Below are 19,697 nucleotides of genomic sequence, written 5' to 3'. Positions count from 1 at the left end.
TATTGTGCTCCCATCGTCCCCTATTCAAGCGCGGTGATAGGGGTGACCGGCCAGGATCGTAGCAGTACGGTAAATCTGCTCGAGCAACAGGACGCGGACGATCTGGTGCGGCCAGGTCGCAGCGCCGAACGCAACCCCAAGCTTGGCTCTGCGCCGTAATTCGGGCGAAAGTCCGTCGGCGCCGCCGATTGCGAAGACGGCGGCCGGAATGCCTTCGTCCCGCCAGCGGCCGAGATAACCCGCAAAGGTTGTGCTGTCGACGTTCTGGCCACGTTCGTCGAGACACACCAGCACGGACTTGTCCGGGATCGCGGCCGACATCGCGGCGGCCTCCTCGGCGATGCGCGTTGCCGCGTCGCGGGCGCGGCTTTCCGGAATCTCATGAATGTCGAGGCCGCGAAAGCCGAGCTTGCGGCCGATGTCATCAAAACGCCCGCGGTAGCGCTCCGCGAGCTCCCGCTCGGGACCCTGCTTCAACCGGCCGATGGCGACCACGATCAGGCGCATGCGCACGGACTAGCACGTGCGCCGCACGATTCGCATCCGGCGCGGCGTGGGACCGCCTAGACCGTCTTCGCCGGGTTCGGCCCTTGAGTCCACAATCGCTCGAGATTGTAGAACTCGCGAACCTCGGGTCTGAACACGTGCACGATCACGTCGCCGGAATCGATCAGCACCCAATCGCAATTGGGCAGGCCCTCGATGTGGAGTTTCTTGGTGCCGGCTTCCTTCAGGCCCTTGGCGACGTTTTCCGCGATCGACCCGACGTGCCGGTTCGAGCGGCCCGTGGTGATGACCATGTAGTCGGAATACGCCGATTTGCCGTGAAGATTGATCGTGACCGTCTCCTCCGCCTTCATGTCTTCGAGGCGGGAGAGGATGGTGCGCAGGGTCTTGTCGGCGTCGGGTTGCGCCTGCAAGGCCGCATCTCGGGTCGACGTCTTACGCGCTGACTTGGCAGTGGCCGACTTGGTCGTCGTTGCCTTCGTCTTGGGTAAGGCCGACTGGGACAATACAGATGTGGTCAGGGACCATTCCTTTCACTGTATCGCAGGCCGAATCCAACCCGGCCTGCTGACCATACTAGGCATGTGGGGTTAACGGTTTCAACAATCCAGTGCCCCGACTGCCCGGCCCGACATTCTCGACCGGCCGCCCCGCTTCGGACCGTAACGGGACGGCAAGTTCCATGCACATCCGATGCCGCACGACAGCGAGCGCGGCCGTTCAGAACGACTTCCAACTGCCGTCCGGGTTCCTCAGGCCCGTCGACGACAGGCTGAGCTTGAGGCCGGTGAGGTAGACCCAGGCTGGCGCGGCGCTGTCGGCGAGACGGCTGGCCTGCGCTTCGGGAATGCGGTACCGCGCGAGGGCGCGTGCGGCGGGTGCGTTCAGGGCGCGGAAGCTGCGAGGCGGGCGGTCGACCACGGCCATGGGAACCTGGGCAGCGATGTGCTGCCACTTCTGCCAGCGATGGAACTGCGCGAGATTGTCGGCGCCCATGATCCACACGAAGCGCAGGCGGGAGGCGCGCCGGCGCAGATAATCGATCGTGTCGGCAGTGTAGCGGGTGCCAATGACGGATTCGAGACAGCTGATCTCGATGCGCGGATCGGCGGCGACTTTGCGTGCCGCCTCGGCGCGCTCGGCCAGCGCATGCAGCCCGCCATTGTTCTTGAGCGGATTGCCCGGCGTCACCAGCCACCAGACACGGTCGAGCTGCAGCCGCTTCAGCGCGAACAGGCTGATCGCGCGGTGCGCCTGGTGTGGCGGGTTGAACGAGCCGCCGAGCAGGCCGATGCGCATGCCGTCGCTGTAGGGCGGCAGCGCCTGGCGGATCGCAGGCCGCATGGCTGTGGCGTTGGTCACGGCGGCCCCCGCCTGCTGCTCGTGTAGCTCAACCACAGGATGCGGCGGTCATGGCCGCGTCTGACCACTGCCGTGAATGCGGTATTTGAAGCTCGTCAGCTGCTCGACCCCGACCGGCCCGCGCGCATGGAACTTGCCCGTGGCGATGCCGATCTCGGCGCCAAAACCGAACTCGCCGCCGTCGGCGAACTGGGTCGAGGCATTGTGCAAGACGATGGCCGAGTCGACCTCGTTGAGGAACTTGTCGGCCGCGGCGTTGTCGTCGGTGACGATCGCGTCGGTGTGGTGCGAGCCGTGCGCGTGGATGTGGGCGATCGCGCCCTCCACGCCGTCGACGACCTTGGCGGCGATGATCGCGTCGAGATATTCGGTGTCCCAATCCTCGTTGCTGGCCGGCTTCACCCGCGCATCGGCCGCCCGCACCGCATCGTCGCCCCGCACCTCGCAGCCGGCGCCAATCAGCATGTCGACCAGCGGCTTGATCTTGTCGGCGCTGGCGCGATCGACCAGTAAAGTCTCCGCCGCGCCGCAGACGCCGGTGCGGCGCATCTTGGCGTTCAGCACGATCGACTTGGCCATCTCGAGATCGGCGGCGCCATCGACATAGACGTGATTGACACCTTCGAGATGCGCGAACACCGGCACGCGCGCCTCCGCCTCGACGCGCGCAACCAGGCTCTTGCCGCCGCGCGGCACGATGACGTCAACGCCGCCGTTCAGGCCGGACAGCAGCAGGCCGACTGCGGCGCGATCGCGCGTCGGCACCAGCGTGATAGCAGCCTCCGGCAGGCCCGCCTCGCGCAGGCCTTCGACGAGACATTCATGGATGGCGCGGCAGGAGCGGAACGAGTCCGAGCCGCCGCGCAGGATCACCGCATTGCCGGACTTCAGGCACAGCACGCCGGCATCGGCCGCCACATTGGGACGACTTTCGAAGATCACGGCGATGACGCCGAGCGGCACCCGTACGCGCTCGATGGTCATCCCGTTCGGCCGCTGCCAGCTCTCGGTCACGACGCCAACCGGATCGGCGACGCCGCGTACCACGGCGATGCCGTCGGCCATCGCGGCGACGCGGGCCGGGGTCAATGTCAGGCGATCGAGGAAGGACGAGGTCATGCCGGCCGCCTTGGCCTCGGCAACGTCCTCGGCATTGGTGGCGATGATCGCTTCAGTGCGGGCGCGGATCCGCCGCTCCATCGCCTCCAGCGCGCGGTTCTTCTGCTCGGCCGGCGCCAGCGACAGCACGCGGGCGGCCCCACGGGCGCGCTTGGCGAGGTCGTTCATCAGGGCGGGCAGATCGGCGCTGCCGTCGATGGCTTTCAAAGGCGCGGTCATGGGCTTTTCAACCTTGAACTAAGGCTCTCCAGTAGCACGGAACGAGGCCGTTTGCGAACGCCGGTGCCTTGGCCTCAGGCTGGGCCGGCGCCCGCCGGGCCGATGACCAGGTCGTCGCGATGGATCATCTCGGCGCGGCCGGAGACGCCGAGGATGATGGCCACGTCCGGCGACGAGCGACCCTTGATCCGCTCGGCATCATCGGCGTCGTAGGCGACGAGGCCGCGGCCGATCTCATGGGTGTCGGGGCCGCGCACCACGACGGCATCGCCGCGGGCGAACTGGCCGTCGACACGGATGACGCCGGCCGGCAGCAGGCTCTTTCCGGCGCGCAGTGCGGTCACTGCGCCGGCATCGATCGTCAGCGTGCCCTTCGGCTCCAGCGAGCCCGCGATCCAGCGTTTTCGCGCGGTGACCGGGTTCGCTGGCGTCAGGAACCAGGTGCAGCGGCCGCCATCGGCGATCGCCCGCAGCGGATGCTCGATCTTGCCGGACGCAATCAGCATGTGGGTGCCGCCTGTGGTGGCGATCTTGGCGGCCTCGATCTTCGTGCGCATGCCGCCGCGCGAAAACTCCGAAGCGGCGCTGCCGGCCATGGCCTCGATGTCGGCGGTGATGCTCTCGACCACGGGGATCAGTCGCGCATTCGGATCCTGCGCGGGCGGCGCGGTGTAGAGGCCGTCGATATCGGACAGCAGCACCAGCAGATCGGCGCTCGCCATGGTCGCGACACGGGCGGCGAGGCGATCATTGTCGCCATAGCGGATCTCGGCCGTCGCAACCGTGTCGTTCTCGTTGATGACCGGTACCGCGCGCCATTCCAGCAGCTTGGCGATGGTCGAACGGGCGTTGAGATAGCGCCGGCGCTCCTCGGTGTCCTGCAGCGTCACCAGGATCTGGCCGGCATTGACGCCGTGGGCGCCGAGCACCTCCGACCAGGTCCGCGCCAGCGCGATCTGGCCGACCGCGGCGGCCGCCTGGCTTTCCTCCAGCTTCAGCGGTCCGCGCGGCAGTTTCAACCGGCTGCGGCCGAGCGCGATCGAGCCTGAGGACACGACCAGCAGCTCGCAGCCGCGGCTGTGCAGCCTGGCGATGTCGGCGGCCAGCGCTGTGAGCCAGGAGGCGCGCACCTCGCCGGCCTCGGAATCGACCAGCAGCGACGAGCCGACCTTGACGACGATGCGGCGGAAATTTTCGAGACGGGGTGCCATGGCGTGAACAGGGTCGGTTCGAGCCCTCGCATCGTGATGAGAGGTGCGTGGCTGACACGCGGTCCGCACGGGACGGGGCTCAAGTGTTGATGGATGGCGGCGAGTGTCGCAAGCGAGGGCCTGCGAGGCAAGGTTGGCTTCAGTTCAGCCCTGCGGTGACGTTGGGGCCGCCCACGGCTCCTCGGTCGCGGCGCTCTCGGTCGTGCTCTTGGCCTTGAGGGACACCGGCTGTTCGCCGACCACGTCGGCGAGCTTGCGCAGCGCTTCCTTGACGCCCTCGCCGGTGGCGCCGGAGATCAACAGCGGCGTCTTCTTGGCGGCGCGCTTCAGCCGGTCCCTCTGCTTCTTCAGCTCGTCCGGGTCGACCGCATCGATCTTGTTCAGCGCGACGATCTCCACCTTGTCGGTCAGCTCGCCGCCATAGGCTTCCAGCTCGTGCCGCACCGTCTTGTAGGCCTTGCCGGCATGCTCGCAGGTGGCGTCGACCAGGTGCAGCAGCACACGGCAGCGCTCGACATGGCCGAGGAAACGGTCGCCGAGGCCGGCGCCCTCATGCGCGCCCTCGATCAGGCCGGGAATGTCGGCCAGCACGAACTCGCGGCCGTCGGCGTTCACGACGCCGAGCTGTGGATGGAGCGTGGTGAACGGATAGTCGGCGATCTTCGGCTTGGCGGCCGAGACCTTGGACAGGAAGGTCGACTTGCCGGCATTGGGCAGGCCGACCAGGCCGGCATCGGCGATCAGCTTCATGCGCAGCCAGATCCAGCGCTCCTCGCCGGGCTGGCCGGGATTGGCGTTGCGCGGCGCCCGGTTGGTCGGCGACTTGAAATGCGCGTTGCCAAAGCCGCCATTGCCGCCCTGGGCCAGCACGAAGCGCTCGCCGACCGCGGTAAAGTCGTGGATCAGCGTCTCCCGGTCCTCGTCGAAGATCTGGGTGCCGACTGGAACCTTGAGCACCACCGACTTGCCGCCGGCGCCATGACAGTCCTTGCCGGACCCGTTTCCGCCCCTCTGGGCCTTGAAATGCTGCTGGTAGCGGTAGTCGATCAGGGTGTTGAGGCCGTCGACGGCCTCGATGACGACGTCGCCGCCGCGGCCGCCATTGCCGCCGTTCGGGCCGCCGAACTCGATGAACTTCTCGCGCCGGAACGCAACGCAACCGTTGCCGCCGTCGCCGGAGCGCACATAGACCTTGGCTTCATCGAGGAATTTCATAGGGCTCTAGGTAGGCGAGGCGGGCCTCCGGGGCAACTCAAACCGCCGCGGATCGCGCGGAAAAGCGCAAGATTCCCGCCCCGGTCAGGGCCGAAGGCCGCTCGCGCAGCACCGCGACGACCTGCCGCTACGGCGGCTCGAGATCGCCGCCGCCCCTCTTTGCGATCTCCGCGATGTCGTTCGGGGACGGGACGGCGGTGGGCTGAGGCAAAGCCAAGCCGCCGCGCAATCTCGCAAATTGGCGCGCGAGTTGCGGAGCCGCAGTGCTCGTCCCGATCAGGCGCAGGACGGCGCCGCTCCGGTTACCCCCGGCACGGATTCCGGTGAGGGCGTTGTCTTCGTCACAGGGCAGCACGTAATCCGGACCGATGCGGTGGCCGCCGCGGGGCCGGCCCGCCGATGAATAAGGCGTCTTGCGGCCATCCGCCACCACGTACCCGCCTGCAACATGGACCCGGTGCTTCTTGCCGGTTGCGATCCCGTTCAGCGTCCCAAACCGATCCAACAGCGATCCGGTCCGATCGAACTCCCCGTCGATGCGCGTGCAACTGGCCCCAGCCGACCGGGTTTGCTCCCAGTTGGAATCGACAAAATGCGAGCGCTTGGCCCCCGTGCGCGCGCCCATGTTCGGATCGGTGCGCGCCACATAGGCGTGCATTTCGGCGTTTTCGGGAATGCCGTCGACCTTGATGGTCCAGTCGCCGTGCTCGTTGCTGGCCTGATCTTCTGGCCTCACCACGGTCGGGCCGACTTCGAGCAGCCACATCCTGTCTTTGCCCCAGACGATCGGGCCGATCAGCTGAGGGGTGGTGCCGCCCGGCTTCGGAAGCGTTGTTCCGATGACAGCACAGCCTGATGTCAGCTGAACTTTGCCGCTCGGCGACGTCAAGGTGACGGTGACTCCCTGGGCCTCATCGTCCTCCACCCAGATCTCTGCAAAGACCAGCACGGTATTGTCCGGCGGCAAACGCCAGATCCATTCGACGTGCTCGGGCTGCTCGCTGTCGCTGGTGAAGACGACGTGACCGTCGCTGAGATAGGCGTTGCCGGCGGAGAGCACGATGTCGAGCTTCGGCTTGTTGTTCTTGCCGTTGTATTCAGCAACCAGAGCCGACAAGGCGCTCTCGAGTTCTGCCGTGCCGTCATGCGGTCCGGTGGTCGGACCGTAGCTGAGGCTGATGATCACGTTCCTGGTCTTGACCGGGTCTGCAAACGACAGAATGTACTGGATGCCCTGGACGACATAGGTCTTCAGCCACACGCCAGTCGCATCCCGGATACATTCATCGGAGAATTGCACGAACACGACGTCAGCGTCGCACGCAGGATCAGTCGAGGGGCGACCAGGTGTCCAACTCGGCGGATCGCGGCGGTCCTTGCCTGGTTTCGACGGGCCGATACGAGAGGAAATCGGAACAGGCCCCGCCAGGACGTCCATGACATGGCCCCCATGCGAGTCCCGGCGTGCGAGGGTCGTGAACCCGGCGGCTGCGTAACAGCCATCCTCGTCGACGCCATCGGTAGCTGTCGCGTGCAGCGAGATCCAATCGTCGAGTCCGATCTGCTGCGGCTCTATGCCGGCGGCGAAATCGCGTCGGTACTCGAGACCGTAGGCAAAGTCGGTGAGCTCCATTCCGAACTTGCGCGTTCCGATCGCGACCGGCTGCTTATTCTGGTTCTGATCCCAGATGGCTCGGACCCGCGTGCTCAGTGGGCCGCTGGTTCTTAGGAAGCGCGCCGCAGAAAACGGGCAGCCATCGTCCAGCATGCCGATCAGAAGCGGTCCTGGCGCCTCCTTACCTTCCTTGAAGCGGTGGCGGATGGGCGCACTCTTTTGGAATGACTTGGGAGATGACGGTTTGACCGGCAAGGATAACGCGACCCGGTTGACATAATTGCCCCAGACGGACTCGTGCAATGCGCTATCCAGCACCGCACTCGCGCGGCAGCGCATCGTCAGGTACCGCGAGTCTGCCGCATAAGGCGCGAGTTCGATGCCGTACTTTGTCGTGGCGAACTCGGGCTGGGTTGGTTCCAGCTGGCCCGCCACTTTCGCGAAATCTGCGGCCGTTCCAGCCTCTTTCAGCTCGATCAGGAGCAGGAGCCTGTATTTGTCATCGTCGAAACGATCCCATTTTTCCTGGAGGTTTTCCTCGAAGTTCTTGAATTCCGTCGAGATCGCGTATCGGAGATAGGGATCGAAGCATCTCGGATAGTTCTTGGGCGCCCCGGGCTCGGCCATGGCTCGCTCTCCGCATGAATTATGGGTAGCTCGGAACGCCAAATCTGCCCTTCCACTCCGCTTGAGCCTCACACCAGACGTGATGCATCAGAGGGGACTGGGTGACGTTCACGCCGGCAGATTGCGAGAAGTAGAACGGACCCTGGTCGAGATCCTGGGCCGGGACGATCGTGGTGTTGAACGGATTGAAATCCGTCGTCGGGTATTGGTCGATTCCTGCCGCAAGGAAGGTCCGCTTCATGAAGGGCTGGCTCGTCTCGTCCCCATCGCAACGCCCGACAAAGTACTCGCCCAGGGCGACGCCCAGCATGCGTCCCGCCATGCTGTCAGCCGGAAAGTGGACGCCGGCGATGACGCGGTTGGTCGTGATCCGGGCACACACGCGATCGAGCTGATCGATGACCCATTTGTGCCGCGTCGGATCAAGCTTCAGCAACTGCTTCAACACGTAGGTGACCGCATAGGTCTGCGTCGCGTGCCCCATCGGGAAGCTTCCATGCCCCGGGGTTGTGATCATCGGCTGGACCTCGGCGTTGTATTCGACCGGACGGTAGCAGCCCAGCGCGTGCTTGACGCGCATCTCCACGTAGACGCAAAATTGCAGCACCATGTTGATGAGTTCGAATGTGCGCCGCGTCCGCTCGGCATGGAGGTAGACGATCGATGCCCAGAAAGCGAACTGCGGATCGATCTGCGCCAGGATTTCCGTGGCGCGCTCGTTGCGCAGTTCGGCCCAACTGAGGACCAGGGGGATCTGCTGTTCGAAGGTGGTTTGTGCCGGCCGCTGAATTTCGGCGATCAGCGATCTCTGTCCGGATACGGACGACCATATCTGGAAGGCGTCAGAGCTTGACGGTTGAGAGTTTGCCGTGATGCCCTGGAAGGTGATGCCTTGCAGCATCTCTCCGATAGCAACATAGGCGCGAACCCACGCCTCCCAGCGCTCCATTTGGGCGGGGTCATCGATGACCGGGAGCGCCGGCTCATAAAGCACGAGCGGTTTTTCGGTGACGATGCTGCCCTCGCGCACATGGATCAATGCATCGACCATCACCGGATTGGCATAGACATCGCCAAGCGTGCCGAGTACGGCACCGCCAGCGCCGCCGACGCCACCCGCGCCGCCTGCTCCGCCGGCGCCTCCAGCACCACCCGCGCCGCCTGCTCCGCCGGCACCACCTGCGCCGCCCAGTTGGCCCATGTCCGCCTCCTATGATTGAGTCAGCTCACAATGGTAGGGTCGTCCTTTCAGTTGCAGTTCGCCGGGCGATACTCACTCAGCTGTCGACCAGTTCACACGCCCGGATCCTTTTCGTCCTCAATGCCGCTTGGAGTTGCCGTTACCGGATGGCAGGCCGGCTAACGCCAGACAGCGCGCCCATTCCCGACCGGTTTCGAGCTGAGCGTTCGGCATGCGGGCAAGATAGGTTTCGACCGTCAGCGTCGGGTCGACCTCCCGCACCTTCGCTAGTGTCGATCGGGCCTCCTCCATTCGGCCCTGCAGCACGAGCGCAATGGTCAAGGCTCGCCACGTCGAGGGGTGCATGCGGTTGAGTGCCAGCGATGAGCGCGCAAGTCTTTCAGCGGTGGCATAGTCATGAGCGGAAAGTGCAGCCGTCGCGCTGAGCGACTCGAAGTAATAGCGCATCGGATCAAGCGGCGAGAGCTCCATGGCGCGCTGGGTCTCGTGCACTGCAGCGGCACCGTCACCCTTGAATGCGTCGACCGTCCCAAGGAACAGCCAGCCGAGCGCGTGGCTGGGGTTTGCGAGGACGGCCGCCTCGCAACGCCTGCGCGCCATGTCGAGGTCCTTGAACAGATGACAGTAGACGAACCCCTCGGCTGCGAGCGCGAGCGCGTCGGACGGGTCGCGATCAAGCGCGGCATGGGTCGTCGCCAGGGCCTCGGCTGCGTCGCGGGTGCGGTCCTCGGACCAGCCTCGTGTCAGTCGCAGGATGTACCAGTGGCCGAGCCAGGCGCGCGGGGCCGCAATACGGCCGTGCCGGTTGATCAGCTCCTCGAGGATATTGCGTGTCTGGAGAAACTCTTCCCTGGTGGACCTGTGCATGAGCTTGATTGCGCCGAGCAGGAGCGAGTAGCTCTCGAGCGTCGGCAGCGGCTGGGTCAGGATATGGTCGACCTCGGCGTCGAACACGGCGAAGTGTACGGCTCGTGCGATGCGATCGGCCATCTCGCTTTCGGGCCGAAGCAAATCCTCGACGGATCCGCTGAGCCGATCCGTCCAGATCACCTGATCGTCGCGGGCGGCGGAGAGCTCAGCAGTCACCATGATCTGGCTGCCGTTGGCCACATAGGCTCCACTGAGGACGTAGGCCGCACCCAGATGCGCCGAGACCTGGCCAAGGTCGCTGGTCCGACCGCGGAACACGGCGGTCGAAAGCCGCGAGATCACCTTGAGATTCGCAGACTTCGACAGGCGCCAGATCACGCCGTCGGCGATCAGGTTGCCGACGTCCACGAGCCCAGGCGCCTCGGTTCGGGCTGCGAATGGAATCACGGCAATGCTCGGCTGCATCGCCGCTCCGTAGTCGCGCCTCCCGGCGATGGTCGGCTGCGGCCCCGGCGGACCGACGCGGTATGCTCGAACCGGCCTGTCAAAGTGCTTCAAAACGCAGTTGCCGAGATCTTCGCAGACCGCGTCGACGCCATGCGTCAATTCGTCACGCGCGGCGGCGCTCCCGATCGTCTCGCCTGGGCTGGCGAGGCTAGCCAGAGCGGCAGCGAGCTCCTCCTGCGCCGATGCGCTTGCGATCGTCTCGCCGGGTCCGGCCAGAGTTGCCAGCCGTGCCGCAAGGTTGACGCCGGTCCCGTAGATGTCGACGCCATCGCTCCAAGCCATTGCGGCGTTGATGCCCGCACGCAAGTGAAGATGTCGATCCTCCGGGAGCCCGGCGTTCTGCGCAGCTGCCGCTCGATGCATCTCGGCAACGGCATTCACGGCATCCCTGACGGTCTCGAAGCGAGCAAGCAAGCCGTCGCCAAGGCTTTTCACAAGAGTGCCCTGATGCCGGGGCAATATTTCCGACGCGATCAGGCGGATGAGTTCGGTCCAGCGCTGAACGGTAGCAGCCTCATGCGCGCTCATCAGGCGCACGGATTCGACCACATCGACCAACAGCACCACGGTCTGCTGCAGCACCAGACTTGCCGCAGCATTCCCCATCGCGGGCGGTTCCGCCCGGAGATCCAGCTCGTTCTTGCCCTCTGCATCACTGCTCATATCGGACTCGAAACGGGCGCACGCCCTGTTTCATGACGCGGCGGCCAGCCGAGATGTCGCGCGGGTGCAAGCGATGCGGTGCCGGCGCTGCCCTGCTGCCGACGAATGTGGGTATGGGGATATGCTGCGTTGGCATGACCAGATACTCGAACCGCTTCTAGAGCCGCCATCGCGCGTCAGATTCGGAGCGCCTCGTCCCAAATGCAACTGCATATGATGGGTTTTGCCGAGCGCCCGAATGGTTCAGCAAAATCGCAGGTTGAAGAACCGGATCGAAAAGAAGATGCAGTATGAGGCCCGGGCGAGTGTGGTGCGCCGGAACCCCGGCTCGCTTAATCGTGATCTTGTGATCGGCGCCTGTGTTTGCGCATCTTCCCGCCAAGGGCTTGTCGCGCGCGCTCACGACTCCTAAACGAGCCGATGAAGAAGTGAAGGCCGGGATACCGCGACCATATCGCACCCGGGCTTCAGCCAGAACAACCAGCCCATTGCGCAATGACCCTCCTCTCTCGGATCTCCGTCCAAAACGATGTACGATCGGCGCGGCTGGCCGGCATCGGCCTGATGCTGCTGTCGATCGCGATGTTCTCGTTCGGCGATGCCCTGGGCAAGTTCCTGGTGTCGACCTACGCCGTCGGCCAGCTGCTGTGGCTGCGTGCCTGCGCGGCGCTGCTGCTGCTCGCGCCGTTCATCTGGCGCAACCGAGCCGCCTTTCTGCAGCTCGAGCGTCCCTGGCTACAGCTGGTGCGCGTGATCCTGTCGACGCTCGAGGTCGCGGCGTTCTTTCTCGCCACCGTCTATCTGCCGCTTGCCGACGTCATCACCTACTATCTCGCAGGTCCCATCTTCGTCACCGCGCTGTCTGCGCTGGTGCTGCGCGAGCATGTCGGCTGGCGACGCTGGACCGCGATCCTGATCGGCTTCTGCGGCGTGCTGATCGCGCTGCGGCCCTCGGCGCAGACCTTCAGCCTGCCGGCGCTGATCGCGCTCGGCGGCAGTCTGTCGTTCGCGGTGCTGATGCTGATCACGCGCAGCCTGCGCGCAACGCCGGACATCGTGATGGCGTCGTCGCAATTCGTCGGGACCTTCCTGCTCGGCGCGGCGATGTCCTCGTTCGGCTGGGTGACGCCGACGCCCGGCAGCCTGGTGATGTTCGCGGCCGCCGGCATCATCTCGGTGACCGCGCTGTTCTGCGTCAACCGCTCGCTGAAGCTCGCGCCGGCCTCAGTGGTCGTGCCCTATCAGTACACGATGATCGTCTGGGCCGTGCTGTTCGGCTTCGTCGTGTTCGGCGACGTGCCGCATCCCGCGACGATCGTCGGCGCCACCATCATCATCGGCGCGGGGCTGTACATCTACTTGCGGGAACGAAGCCTGGGGCAGGGACAGGGTGCGGTGAATCCGCCGGCCTGAGGTGCCACCCTCCCCCTCCAGGGGAGGGTGGCCCGGCCTAGTTCCGCCGTCCCGCGTTGGCCCAGGCCTTCAGCGACCCCCAGACACCGCGGGTGAGGCGGAAGGCGTCGACCGGGGCGGACGAGCCGAGCACCTCGAAGCGGTGCAGCTCGACGCCGGTCCATTGGAAGCCGCACTTTTCGAGGATGTTGCGCGAACCAGGATTGTTGACACGGGCGTGCCCGATCAGCACGTTCTCATCGCCCTCCTCGAAGAAATAGTCGATCGTGGCGCGCGCCGCCTCGGTGCCGAAGCCGCGGCCCCAATGATCGACGCCGAGCCAGTAGCCGAGCTCGGCCCGCCCTTGCGCAGGACGGTTGATGCCAACCATGCCGATCGGCGTGTCCAGGTGTTCGATCAGGAAGGCGGTCTCGCCTGCCTGCTCCGCCAGCGCGCGCACGAAACGGGCGGCGTCGACCTCCGAATACGGGTGCGGCAGGCGGCGGGTGTTCTCGGCGATAACACGGTCGTCGGCGAGCCGGGCGATGGCAGTCACGTCCGCGAGCACCGGCGCACGCAGCGTCAGCCGGGGGGTCTCGAGGACGCAAGGTCTCGCCTCGCGCAAGGTGGGAGTCGTGATGTCCTGCAGCATGTCGGGCTCCATCGACGCTTCGGGATCAACTGATCAGCGAAAAAGAAAAGGGGAGGCCGGTTGTCCCGCCTCCCCTGGAGCCATCTGGCGCTCCGCCGGTTCATCAGGACCCGGCGGACGCATGTTGTTCCACCGTTATTCTATTCGGCAGCCTGGGCGGCTACCGGCCGCACCGAAATGAACGTGCGGTTGGCCCGGTCATGGAACTCGACGACGCCCTCGATCTTGGCGAACAGGGTGTGGTCCGTGCCCATGCCGACGTTGAGGCCGGGGTGCCAGGTCGTGCCGCGCTGACGCGCAATGATGTTGCCGGGAATCACGCGCTCGCCGCCGAACGCCTTGATGCCGAGGCGCTTGCCCTTGGAGTCGCGTCCGTTGCGGGATGAACCGCCTGCCTTTTTATGAGCCATCGCTCGTCTCCGATCTCGCGATCACCTTTAGCGCGATTCCGCCAAGGGATCATTCACATTTGCTGGGCGCGGACGAAAAATCCGCGCGATGAGGGTTCAAGCCAATGCGGCGCGGCAATCGCGCCGGCACGCTTACTCGGCGGCGTCGGCCGCCGGGGCTTCCGCCTTGGCCTTCTTCGGCCGCGGGCCCTTGGTCGGCTTGGCGTTGCCGGTCAGGATTTCGCTGACGCGGATCAGCGTCAGCTCGTCCCGGTAGCCGCGCTTGCGGCGCGAATTCTTGCGGCGGCGCTTCTTGAACGCGATGACCTTGGGGCCGCGCTTGTGGTCGAGCACCTCGACGGCCACGGACGCACCGGCCACGGCGGGCACGCCCAGCACCGGGGTGTCGCCACCGACCACCAGCACTTCGTTCAGCTGCACGATCGTACCGGGCTCACCGTCGATCTTGCCAATCTCGAGCACATCATCCGGGGCGACGCGGTATTGCTTGCCGCCGGTCTTGATGACTGCGAACATCGTTCTCATCCTTCGTGTTCGATCCCGGCCTCGAAGCACGATGGCCCCGGGTCGGCTTCTTGTTCAGTCGTTATGGTTCATGAAGTCCGGCCCGATCGGGACCGGCGTCGCGCCCTTGGGCTCAACACCCGCCGGATACGCGCAACGACAAACGGCGCGAGAACACCCGCGCCGGTCGATCGGGTGCTTATAGCCGGGTCGGCTGACGAGTCAAGGGAAAGGGGCGAATAGGGAGTAGCGCGAGTAGGGAACGCAGGTGGCGGCCAACCTCGACCCCTATTCGCTTCTCCCTATTCGCCATTCGCCTCTCCCGCCGCAACCAAACTGTCGCCTGCGCCGTTGTTCGGGCCAACGCACAGCACGGCAGGGATCCGATGGCCGACGACGTCATGACCACCACGGGCATCGCCCGCCACGGCGCGGCGCGGCTGCCGTCGGTCGAGATCGACAGCTTCAACATCGAACTCAAGGACGAAGATGGCTTCCTCGGCGATCGCGCCTCCAAGGGCGCGTTCCGCAAGATCCTCGAGCGCTGGCGCAGGCCGTTGCGCAAATCCGACAAGGACCCGTTCGGTGACGAGGACAGCGACACCATCAGCAAGAAGGCACTGGACGCAATCCTGGTCGGCGACGACACCGAGGCTTCGGCGGTGGTGCATTCGGCGATCGAGGAATTCGCCCAGGAGCTCGCTTATGTGACCCGGCGCTTCCTGCGCACCAAGGCCTGGGCCAAGACCGAATGCATCGTGGTCGGCGGTGGCTTTCGGGATTCCCGGCTCGGCGAGCTCGCCATCGCGCGCACCGAGATCATCCTCAAGGACGAGGGCTTCGGCGTCGAGTTGGAGCCGATCCGCTACCATCCCGACGATGCCGGGCTGATCGGCGCGCTGCATCTGGCGCCGTCGTGGATCTTCGAGGCCCATGACAGCATCCTCGCGGTCGACATCGGCGGCACCAACATCCGCTGCGGCGTCGTCGAGACCGCCCGGAAGAAGGCGCCGGACCTGTCCAAGGCGTCGGTCTGGAAGTCCGATCTGTGGCGCCATGCCGACGACGAGCCGACGCGGGAAGGCGCCGTCAAGCGGCTCGCCAAGATGCTGAAGGGCCTAATCGAGGAGGCCGATACCGAGGGGCTCAGGCTCGCGCCGTTCATCGGCATTGCCTGTCCCGGCGTGATCAGCGAGGACGGCTCGATCGAGAAGGGTGCGCAGAACCTGCCGGGCAATTGGGAGAGCAGCAAGTTCAACCTTCCGGCCAGCCTGGTCGAGGCGATCCCGATGATCGGCGATCACGACACCGCGGTGCTGATGCACAATGACGGCGTCGTCCAGGGCCTGTCCGAGGTGCCGTTCATGCAGGAGTTCGAGCGCTGGGGCGTGCTGACCATCGGCACCGGGCTGGGTAATGCCCGCTTCACCAACCGTCGCAAGGAGAACGGTCGCAAGGACAAGGATGACAAGTCGAAGGACGAGAAGGGCGACGACAAGAAGGCGGCCAAGAAGAAGAAGGATTGAGCGTCGGCGCGGCCGCACCACCGTGTCTCTCGGCGGCCCGGAGGGAGCGATGCTGCGTTGCAGCGGGGTGCCTCCCCGGTCCAAGACGTGCGGAAAACCGCCGTGCAACCAATCGGATGGCCTGAAACCCGGTAACCTTGACTGGTTAGGTTAAGGAACGGTTCACATTGCGATGCACGCGCAGATGGCCCAGGGTCGCCGGCGTCGCTCAGGCCGGCCGGATTGACCCCCGTCTCTTCCGTCGGTTTCCCCAAGATGTAGCGACACGGGACCGCCGGTATGTGTCAGCGTACGGCGGTCCCACCCTCTTGCTTGTCCTTTGTCCTTTCCGACCTCCGCCAGCCATCGTGGCCTGCAACGACCAAAAAATCCTCGGCATGATGCCAGTCCGCATTTACAAACCGTCTAGTCGGTTTATAAGAGGGCATCCCAAATGGGGTGGGATTTTGACGGCGCGCTCGCGCCCAAACGGAGTATGAGCAGATGACGATCAGAGGCGCGAGATCTTGGCTGGCCGCCCTGGCGGTGACCGCGCTGGCCTGCGGCGGGGCGCGGGCGGCGGACCTGCCGGCGACCGCGTACAAGGCGCCGGCCTATGCGGCTGCGCCGGCGCCGTTCTCCTGGACCGGCTTCTATGCCGGCGCCAATGTCGGCGGTGCCTTCACCGGCAATGATGGGTTCGCCAATGCTGCGAGCGGCAATGGCGGCAAGCTGTCCGGGGTCATTGGCGGTCTGCAGGCCGGCTACAACTACCAGCTCTCGCCGCTCGTCGTGGTCGGCATCGAGAACGACCTCGGCTTCACCGGCCTGTCGCGCAAGGGCGACCTGGTCAATCCCGCCATCAGTGCGCCCTGGCTGACCTCCGGCCGCGCCCGCGCCGGCGTCGCGCTGCTCGACCAGCGGCTGTTTCTGTACGGCACTGCGGGCCTCGCGGCCGGCGAGCTGAAGGACGGTCCGATCCACAAGGTGAAGATGGGATGGACCGCGGGCGGCGGTGCCGAATGGGCGTTCCTGCCGAAATGGTCGGCCAAGCTCGAATATCTCTACACCGACCTCAAGCACGACGGTCTGCTGGACTGGCGGGCAGCCAAGATCCACACGGTGCGGGCCGGCGTGAACTACCATTTCGACCTGTTCCGCTGACTGGAGCGCACCAGTGTCGACGGTGTTCGAAGGGCCCACGCGTCAGTCTCGGGCCTTCGGGACGCGCGGGTCGGGCGGTATAGCCGACTGACCCGCGCGAGCGGTTCGCTTCCCCGAGCGGACCGCAACCGGCCTGCGCGCGCCGCGCGACGGTCCGGGGAAAAATTCGGCCGGCTGCCTTGTCACCCCCTGCATCGTGCCCTAGAACGACGCCCGACCCGGGGGCTCGCCCCTGATTTGCGCCTGGAGAGGTGGCAGAGTGGTTGAATGCACCGCACTCGAAATGCGGCATAGGTGCAAGCCTATCGGGGGTTCGAATCCCTCCCTCTCCGCCATGCGTTCTAGGTAAATTATTGAAACAGTTCGCTAATTATGCTGGCGGACTGTGTAAGTCCCCAAAATAGTCCCCAGCGCCCAACATTTGGACCCGTCGCAATTCTGTGTTGCTATGATGCAGGCAGGCGAGCGCGGGGGCTCTCAATGTCACATCTGAAGGACGCAGCGACTCAAGTTAAGAGCTTCGAGTCAATGCTAGGGCGACGCATGGCGCGTCACGAACGCGCGGCGATGATACTTTGCGAAGCAGGTAAGCTTGGCGAACGCGAGCAAATAGAGCTGGGCGTTGACTATACCGACCAACACGTGCGGTTATCGGCAGTGCATGCCCGACAGGATTTGGTGTTGGTTGTTTCTTATCTTGACAGCTTAAACGCGACTGCCCGCTCTATCTTGGGATGGATCGCCTTCATAGGGTACATGGCGACCATTGCGTTCGTCTGGAACGTCGGAATCCCAATTCTCAAAGCAAACAATTGGTGGCCACTTTCACAATGAAGCAGCCACGCCCGAAAATCTAACCAGCTCGAAACCGCAACACCATGCATCGGTACCTTACACGGCTCGGCTTTACCGCTATTTTCTTATCGGGATGTGGACCAACTCTCTCTGAGAGAAATTGGGCCGACGCTCAGAAGCAATGTCAGCTGCGGACCACGAAAGAACAGCAACAAGAAACATACGATGACTGCGTCAAGGTCGCGTTCCGCAATTATGAGATTTTAAGCCGGTATACTCCTCCGCCCGTGCAAGCTTCCCCACCAACATATTACCCGCAAGCTGCCGCAGCCCCGCTATCATCGGACGCGCAGCCGCCGGCACCAAACGTCATCCCGCCAACTGTCCGATGCCAATCGGTTCCGGCTGGACTTGGGACCGTTCAAACCGTCTGCCGCTAATCCGACAACTGGGGAGGGAAGCATGAACTACGGTGAGCAATGCGACGGGAAATTCAACAGAGGTGTTAGTTTGCCGGCCTTCTCGGACGAGACCGTTCGCCTGACGCTAATTAAGATCGACAACAGACTAAATGGCTTCAAAAATGCCGGAGAGCGCTTGTTTGACATCACGGCAAACGGCGCGCCGCCTTCGTTGGAGTCAACGCATGATTTCACGATATTCGATGGCGTGGTATTGCCTGGCCAACGGCTACTGACTTACTTCGCAATGAATGGCTTCAACGAGTCGAAACCAAGCGGTGGCCATGATCCAAACCCTTGGGAATTTATCTGGAGGGTGTCGAGGATCAATTCGAGCGGCAAAGAGGTGCGCGGCGAGAATTTTCAAATTGCTTGCCATCAAGACCAACAAGGCGGATTGGACAAAGTGGTCTTCGGTTGGACACTACGCATCTACTGGACTAAGGCCGAGCAATCAGAGTTGACAAGTGACGAAATTCTGGAACTACAGAAGCGGTTCCCGAAAACATAACGATCAGATAGAGGTTGCCGCCGTCGCTATATTTGCCCGGTTTTGCAGTTTCGACCTTACCGCGAGGTAAGCTTGCTCGCCATGTTCGTCCCCGAGGCTGTTGGTCCCCAATCTAGCCTCCAAAAATGGCACGGCTTTGGGCGAACGGATATAGAGGCTGGCGAACGCGGGCGACGGAAACCGCTAAAAAGGAAGGTAAAGCGTGCTCGACTACGGACGCTGGCGAATTGCAGAGGCGATTAGTTTGGCGGACTCCCTCTCCGCCAGTTCCCCCGTCCGCCACTTCCCGACGGGGCTTTACATGGGCCGTGATCGGTGAGCCAGACGTCCGATCCTGCCGCCTCCGATCCTGTTGCGCTCGACAAGCTGAAATCCCGCATTCAGGCTTTGCGCGCGAAGACAATCGCCAATGGCTGCACCGAGGACGAGGCGCTGTCCGCGGCCGCCAAGGTTGCCGAGCTGCTCGATCGCCACGACCTGTCGCTGTCCGACCTCGAGCTGCGGGCGTCGGCGTGCGAGCGCAAGGTCTATGAGACCCATCGCAAGAAGCGCATTCCGCTCGACGACTGCATCGGCGCGATCGCGCATTTCTGCGATTGCCGGGTCTGGCGCGAGAAGAATCCGGCCGGCGAAGCGAGCTATGTGTTCTTCGGTCTCCCCGCGGATGTCGAGGTTGCGCACTACCTGGCGGAATTGATCGACAACGCCGTGCGCGCCGAGCTCGGTCGCTTCAAGACCTCGGCCGAGTACCGCCGGTTCCGGCACCAGGACCGGCATCTCGCCAATGCCTCCTTCGCCCTCGGCATGGTGGTGTCGATCGCCGACCGCTTGGTGGCGATGAAGGCGGCCCGGGATCAGGTCAACCAAAGCAGCGGCCGCGGACTGGTCGTCCTCAAGACCTCGGTGGTCGATGCCGAGTTCGACAAGCTCGATCTGAAGCTGCGGTCGGCGCGCAGCACGAGCCGGATGGTGTCGACGGCGGCCTATGAAGCGGGAGGTGCCGCGGGCACCACGCTCGCGATCAGTCCGGGCGTCAGCGGAGCGCCGCAACGAAATGAACCGAAAAGGAGCTGAACTCAGTCCCTAACGGTCGTTGCCCTTATCGCTGGCATGTCCGACCCGATCGGCCGCTGATGGCATTGGCAGGCCACCAGCGTTGGCTGCAGCAATCGTCCGTAGCGCATGCC

Annotated in this window: 18 protein-coding genes and 1 tRNA gene; 7 read left to right on the top strand and 12 right to left on the bottom strand. The window is 64.5% G+C overall.

Annotated features, from left to right (window positions below; all coding sequences use genetic code 11):
• Positions 1-24: 24 nt before the first annotated feature.
• The 9 genes from rlmH to QX051_RS19655 all read right to left on the bottom strand — a co-directional run bounded on the left by rlmH (position 25) and on the right by QX051_RS19655 (position 11,116).
• Complete coding sequence (gene rlmH / locus QX051_RS19695) at positions 25-507, bottom strand: 23S rRNA (pseudouridine(1915)-N(3))-methyltransferase RlmH (protein WP_315740728.1); 483 nt, start codon at positions 505-507, stop codon at positions 25-27.
• A gap of 56 nt (positions 508-563) precedes the next feature.
• Positions 564-920, bottom strand: coding sequence for a ribosome silencing factor (gene rsfS / locus QX051_RS19690; protein WP_315740729.1), 357 nt, complete (start codon positions 918-920; stop codon positions 564-566).
• 307 nt (positions 921-1,227) lie between these two features.
• Complete coding sequence (locus tag QX051_RS19685) at positions 1,228-1,851, bottom strand: nicotinate-nucleotide adenylyltransferase (protein WP_315757270.1); 624 nt, start codon at positions 1,849-1,851, stop codon at positions 1,228-1,230.
• Positions 1,852-1,917: 66 nt separating this feature from the next.
• A complete protein-coding gene (locus tag QX051_RS19680; RefSeq protein ID WP_315777276.1) occupies positions 1,918-3,207 on the bottom strand; it encodes a glutamate-5-semialdehyde dehydrogenase in 1,290 nt (429 codons plus the stop codon).
• Between the two features lie 74 nt (positions 3,208-3,281).
• Positions 3,282-4,418, bottom strand: coding sequence for a glutamate 5-kinase (gene proB, locus QX051_RS19675; protein WP_315777275.1), 1,137 nt, complete (start codon positions 4,416-4,418; stop codon positions 3,282-3,284).
• A gap of 144 nt (positions 4,419-4,562) precedes the next feature.
• The gene (gene obgE, locus QX051_RS19670; protein WP_315740732.1) at positions 4,563-5,633 is read right to left on the bottom strand and encodes a GTPase ObgE; all 1,071 of its coding nucleotides are present in this window, start codon (positions 5,631-5,633) and stop codon (positions 4,563-4,565) included.
• A gap of 127 nt (positions 5,634-5,760) precedes the next feature.
• Positions 5,761-7,875: a hypothetical protein gene (locus tag QX051_RS19665; RefSeq protein ID WP_315777274.1), complete on the bottom strand. Its 2,115-nt coding sequence runs from the start codon at positions 7,873-7,875 to the stop codon at positions 5,761-5,763.
• Positions 7,876-7,894: 19 nt separating this feature from the next.
• A complete protein-coding gene (locus tag QX051_RS19660; RefSeq protein WP_315777273.1) occupies positions 7,895-9,076 on the bottom strand; it encodes a phosphatase PAP2 family protein in 1,182 nt (393 codons plus the stop codon).
• A gap of 117 nt (positions 9,077-9,193) precedes the next feature.
• A complete protein-coding gene (locus tag QX051_RS19655) occupies positions 9,194-11,116 on the bottom strand; it encodes an adenylate/guanylate cyclase domain-containing protein (protein WP_315757165.1) in 1,923 nt (640 codons plus the stop codon).
• 495 nt (positions 11,117-11,611) lie between these two features.
• Here QX051_RS19655 and QX051_RS19650 point away from each other — a divergent pair, with 495 nt between their 5' ends.
• Positions 11,612-12,529 carry a DMT family transporter gene (locus QX051_RS19650; protein WP_315740834.1) on the top strand — a complete coding sequence of 306 codons (918 nt, stop codon included), beginning with the start codon at positions 11,612-11,614 and terminating at the stop codon, positions 12,527-12,529.
• A 37-nt stretch (positions 12,530-12,566) separates the two neighbouring features.
• Here the strand turns inward: QX051_RS19650 and QX051_RS19645 are convergent, their stop codons facing one another.
• From QX051_RS19645 to rplU, 3 genes are all read right to left on the bottom strand, one after another.
• Entirely contained in the window at positions 12,567-13,160 is a 594-nt protein-coding gene (locus QX051_RS19645; RefSeq protein ID WP_315777272.1) for a GNAT family N-acetyltransferase, read from the bottom strand.
• Between the two features lie 140 nt (positions 13,161-13,300).
• A complete protein-coding gene (rpmA, locus tag QX051_RS19640; protein ID WP_008961804.1) occupies positions 13,301-13,570 on the bottom strand; it encodes a 50S ribosomal protein L27 in 270 nt (89 codons plus the stop codon).
• Between the two features lie 132 nt (positions 13,571-13,702).
• Positions 13,703-14,086 (bottom strand): 50S ribosomal protein L21, encoded by a 384-nt coding sequence (gene rplU, locus QX051_RS19635; protein WP_315757168.1) that lies wholly within the window; start codon positions 14,084-14,086, stop codon positions 13,703-13,705.
• A 374-nt stretch (positions 14,087-14,460) separates the two neighbouring features.
• On the opposite strand from rplU, the gene QX051_RS19630 reads away from it, so the two are divergent.
• The 6 genes from QX051_RS19630 (at position 14,461) to QX051_RS19605 (ending at position 19,584) form a co-directional block, all read left to right on the top strand.
• Positions 14,461-15,600, top strand: coding sequence for an ROK family protein (locus QX051_RS19630; protein WP_315777271.1), 1,140 nt, complete (start codon positions 14,461-14,463; stop codon positions 15,598-15,600).
• A 483-nt stretch (positions 15,601-16,083) separates the two neighbouring features.
• The gene (locus QX051_RS19625) at positions 16,084-16,743 is read left to right on the top strand and encodes an outer membrane protein (protein ID WP_315740830.1); all 660 of its coding nucleotides are present in this window, start codon (positions 16,084-16,086) and stop codon (positions 16,741-16,743) included.
• 245 nt (positions 16,744-16,988) lie between these two features.
• A tRNA-Ser gene (locus QX051_RS19620) sits at positions 16,989-17,078 on the top strand.
• A gap of 145 nt (positions 17,079-17,223) precedes the next feature.
• Positions 17,224-17,577 (top strand): hypothetical protein, encoded by a 354-nt coding sequence (locus QX051_RS19615; protein ID WP_315777270.1) that lies wholly within the window; start codon positions 17,224-17,226, stop codon positions 17,575-17,577.
• Positions 17,578-18,000: 423 nt separating this feature from the next.
• Entirely contained in the window at positions 18,001-18,510 is a 510-nt protein-coding gene (locus QX051_RS19610; RefSeq protein WP_315777269.1) for a hypothetical protein, read from the top strand.
• A 315-nt stretch (positions 18,511-18,825) separates the two neighbouring features.
• Complete coding sequence (locus tag QX051_RS19605; RefSeq protein ID WP_315777268.1) at positions 18,826-19,584, top strand: DUF2786 domain-containing protein; 759 nt, start codon at positions 18,826-18,828, stop codon at positions 19,582-19,584.
• The last annotated feature ends 113 nt before the right edge of the window (positions 19,585-19,697 follow it).

Origin of the sequence: Bradyrhizobium sp. SZCCHNR1053, assembly GCF_032381235.1 — a bacterium.
GTDB lineage: Bacteria > Pseudomonadota > Alphaproteobacteria > Rhizobiales > Xanthobacteraceae > Bradyrhizobium.
This window is presented reverse-complemented; position numbering and strand designations above follow the sequence as displayed.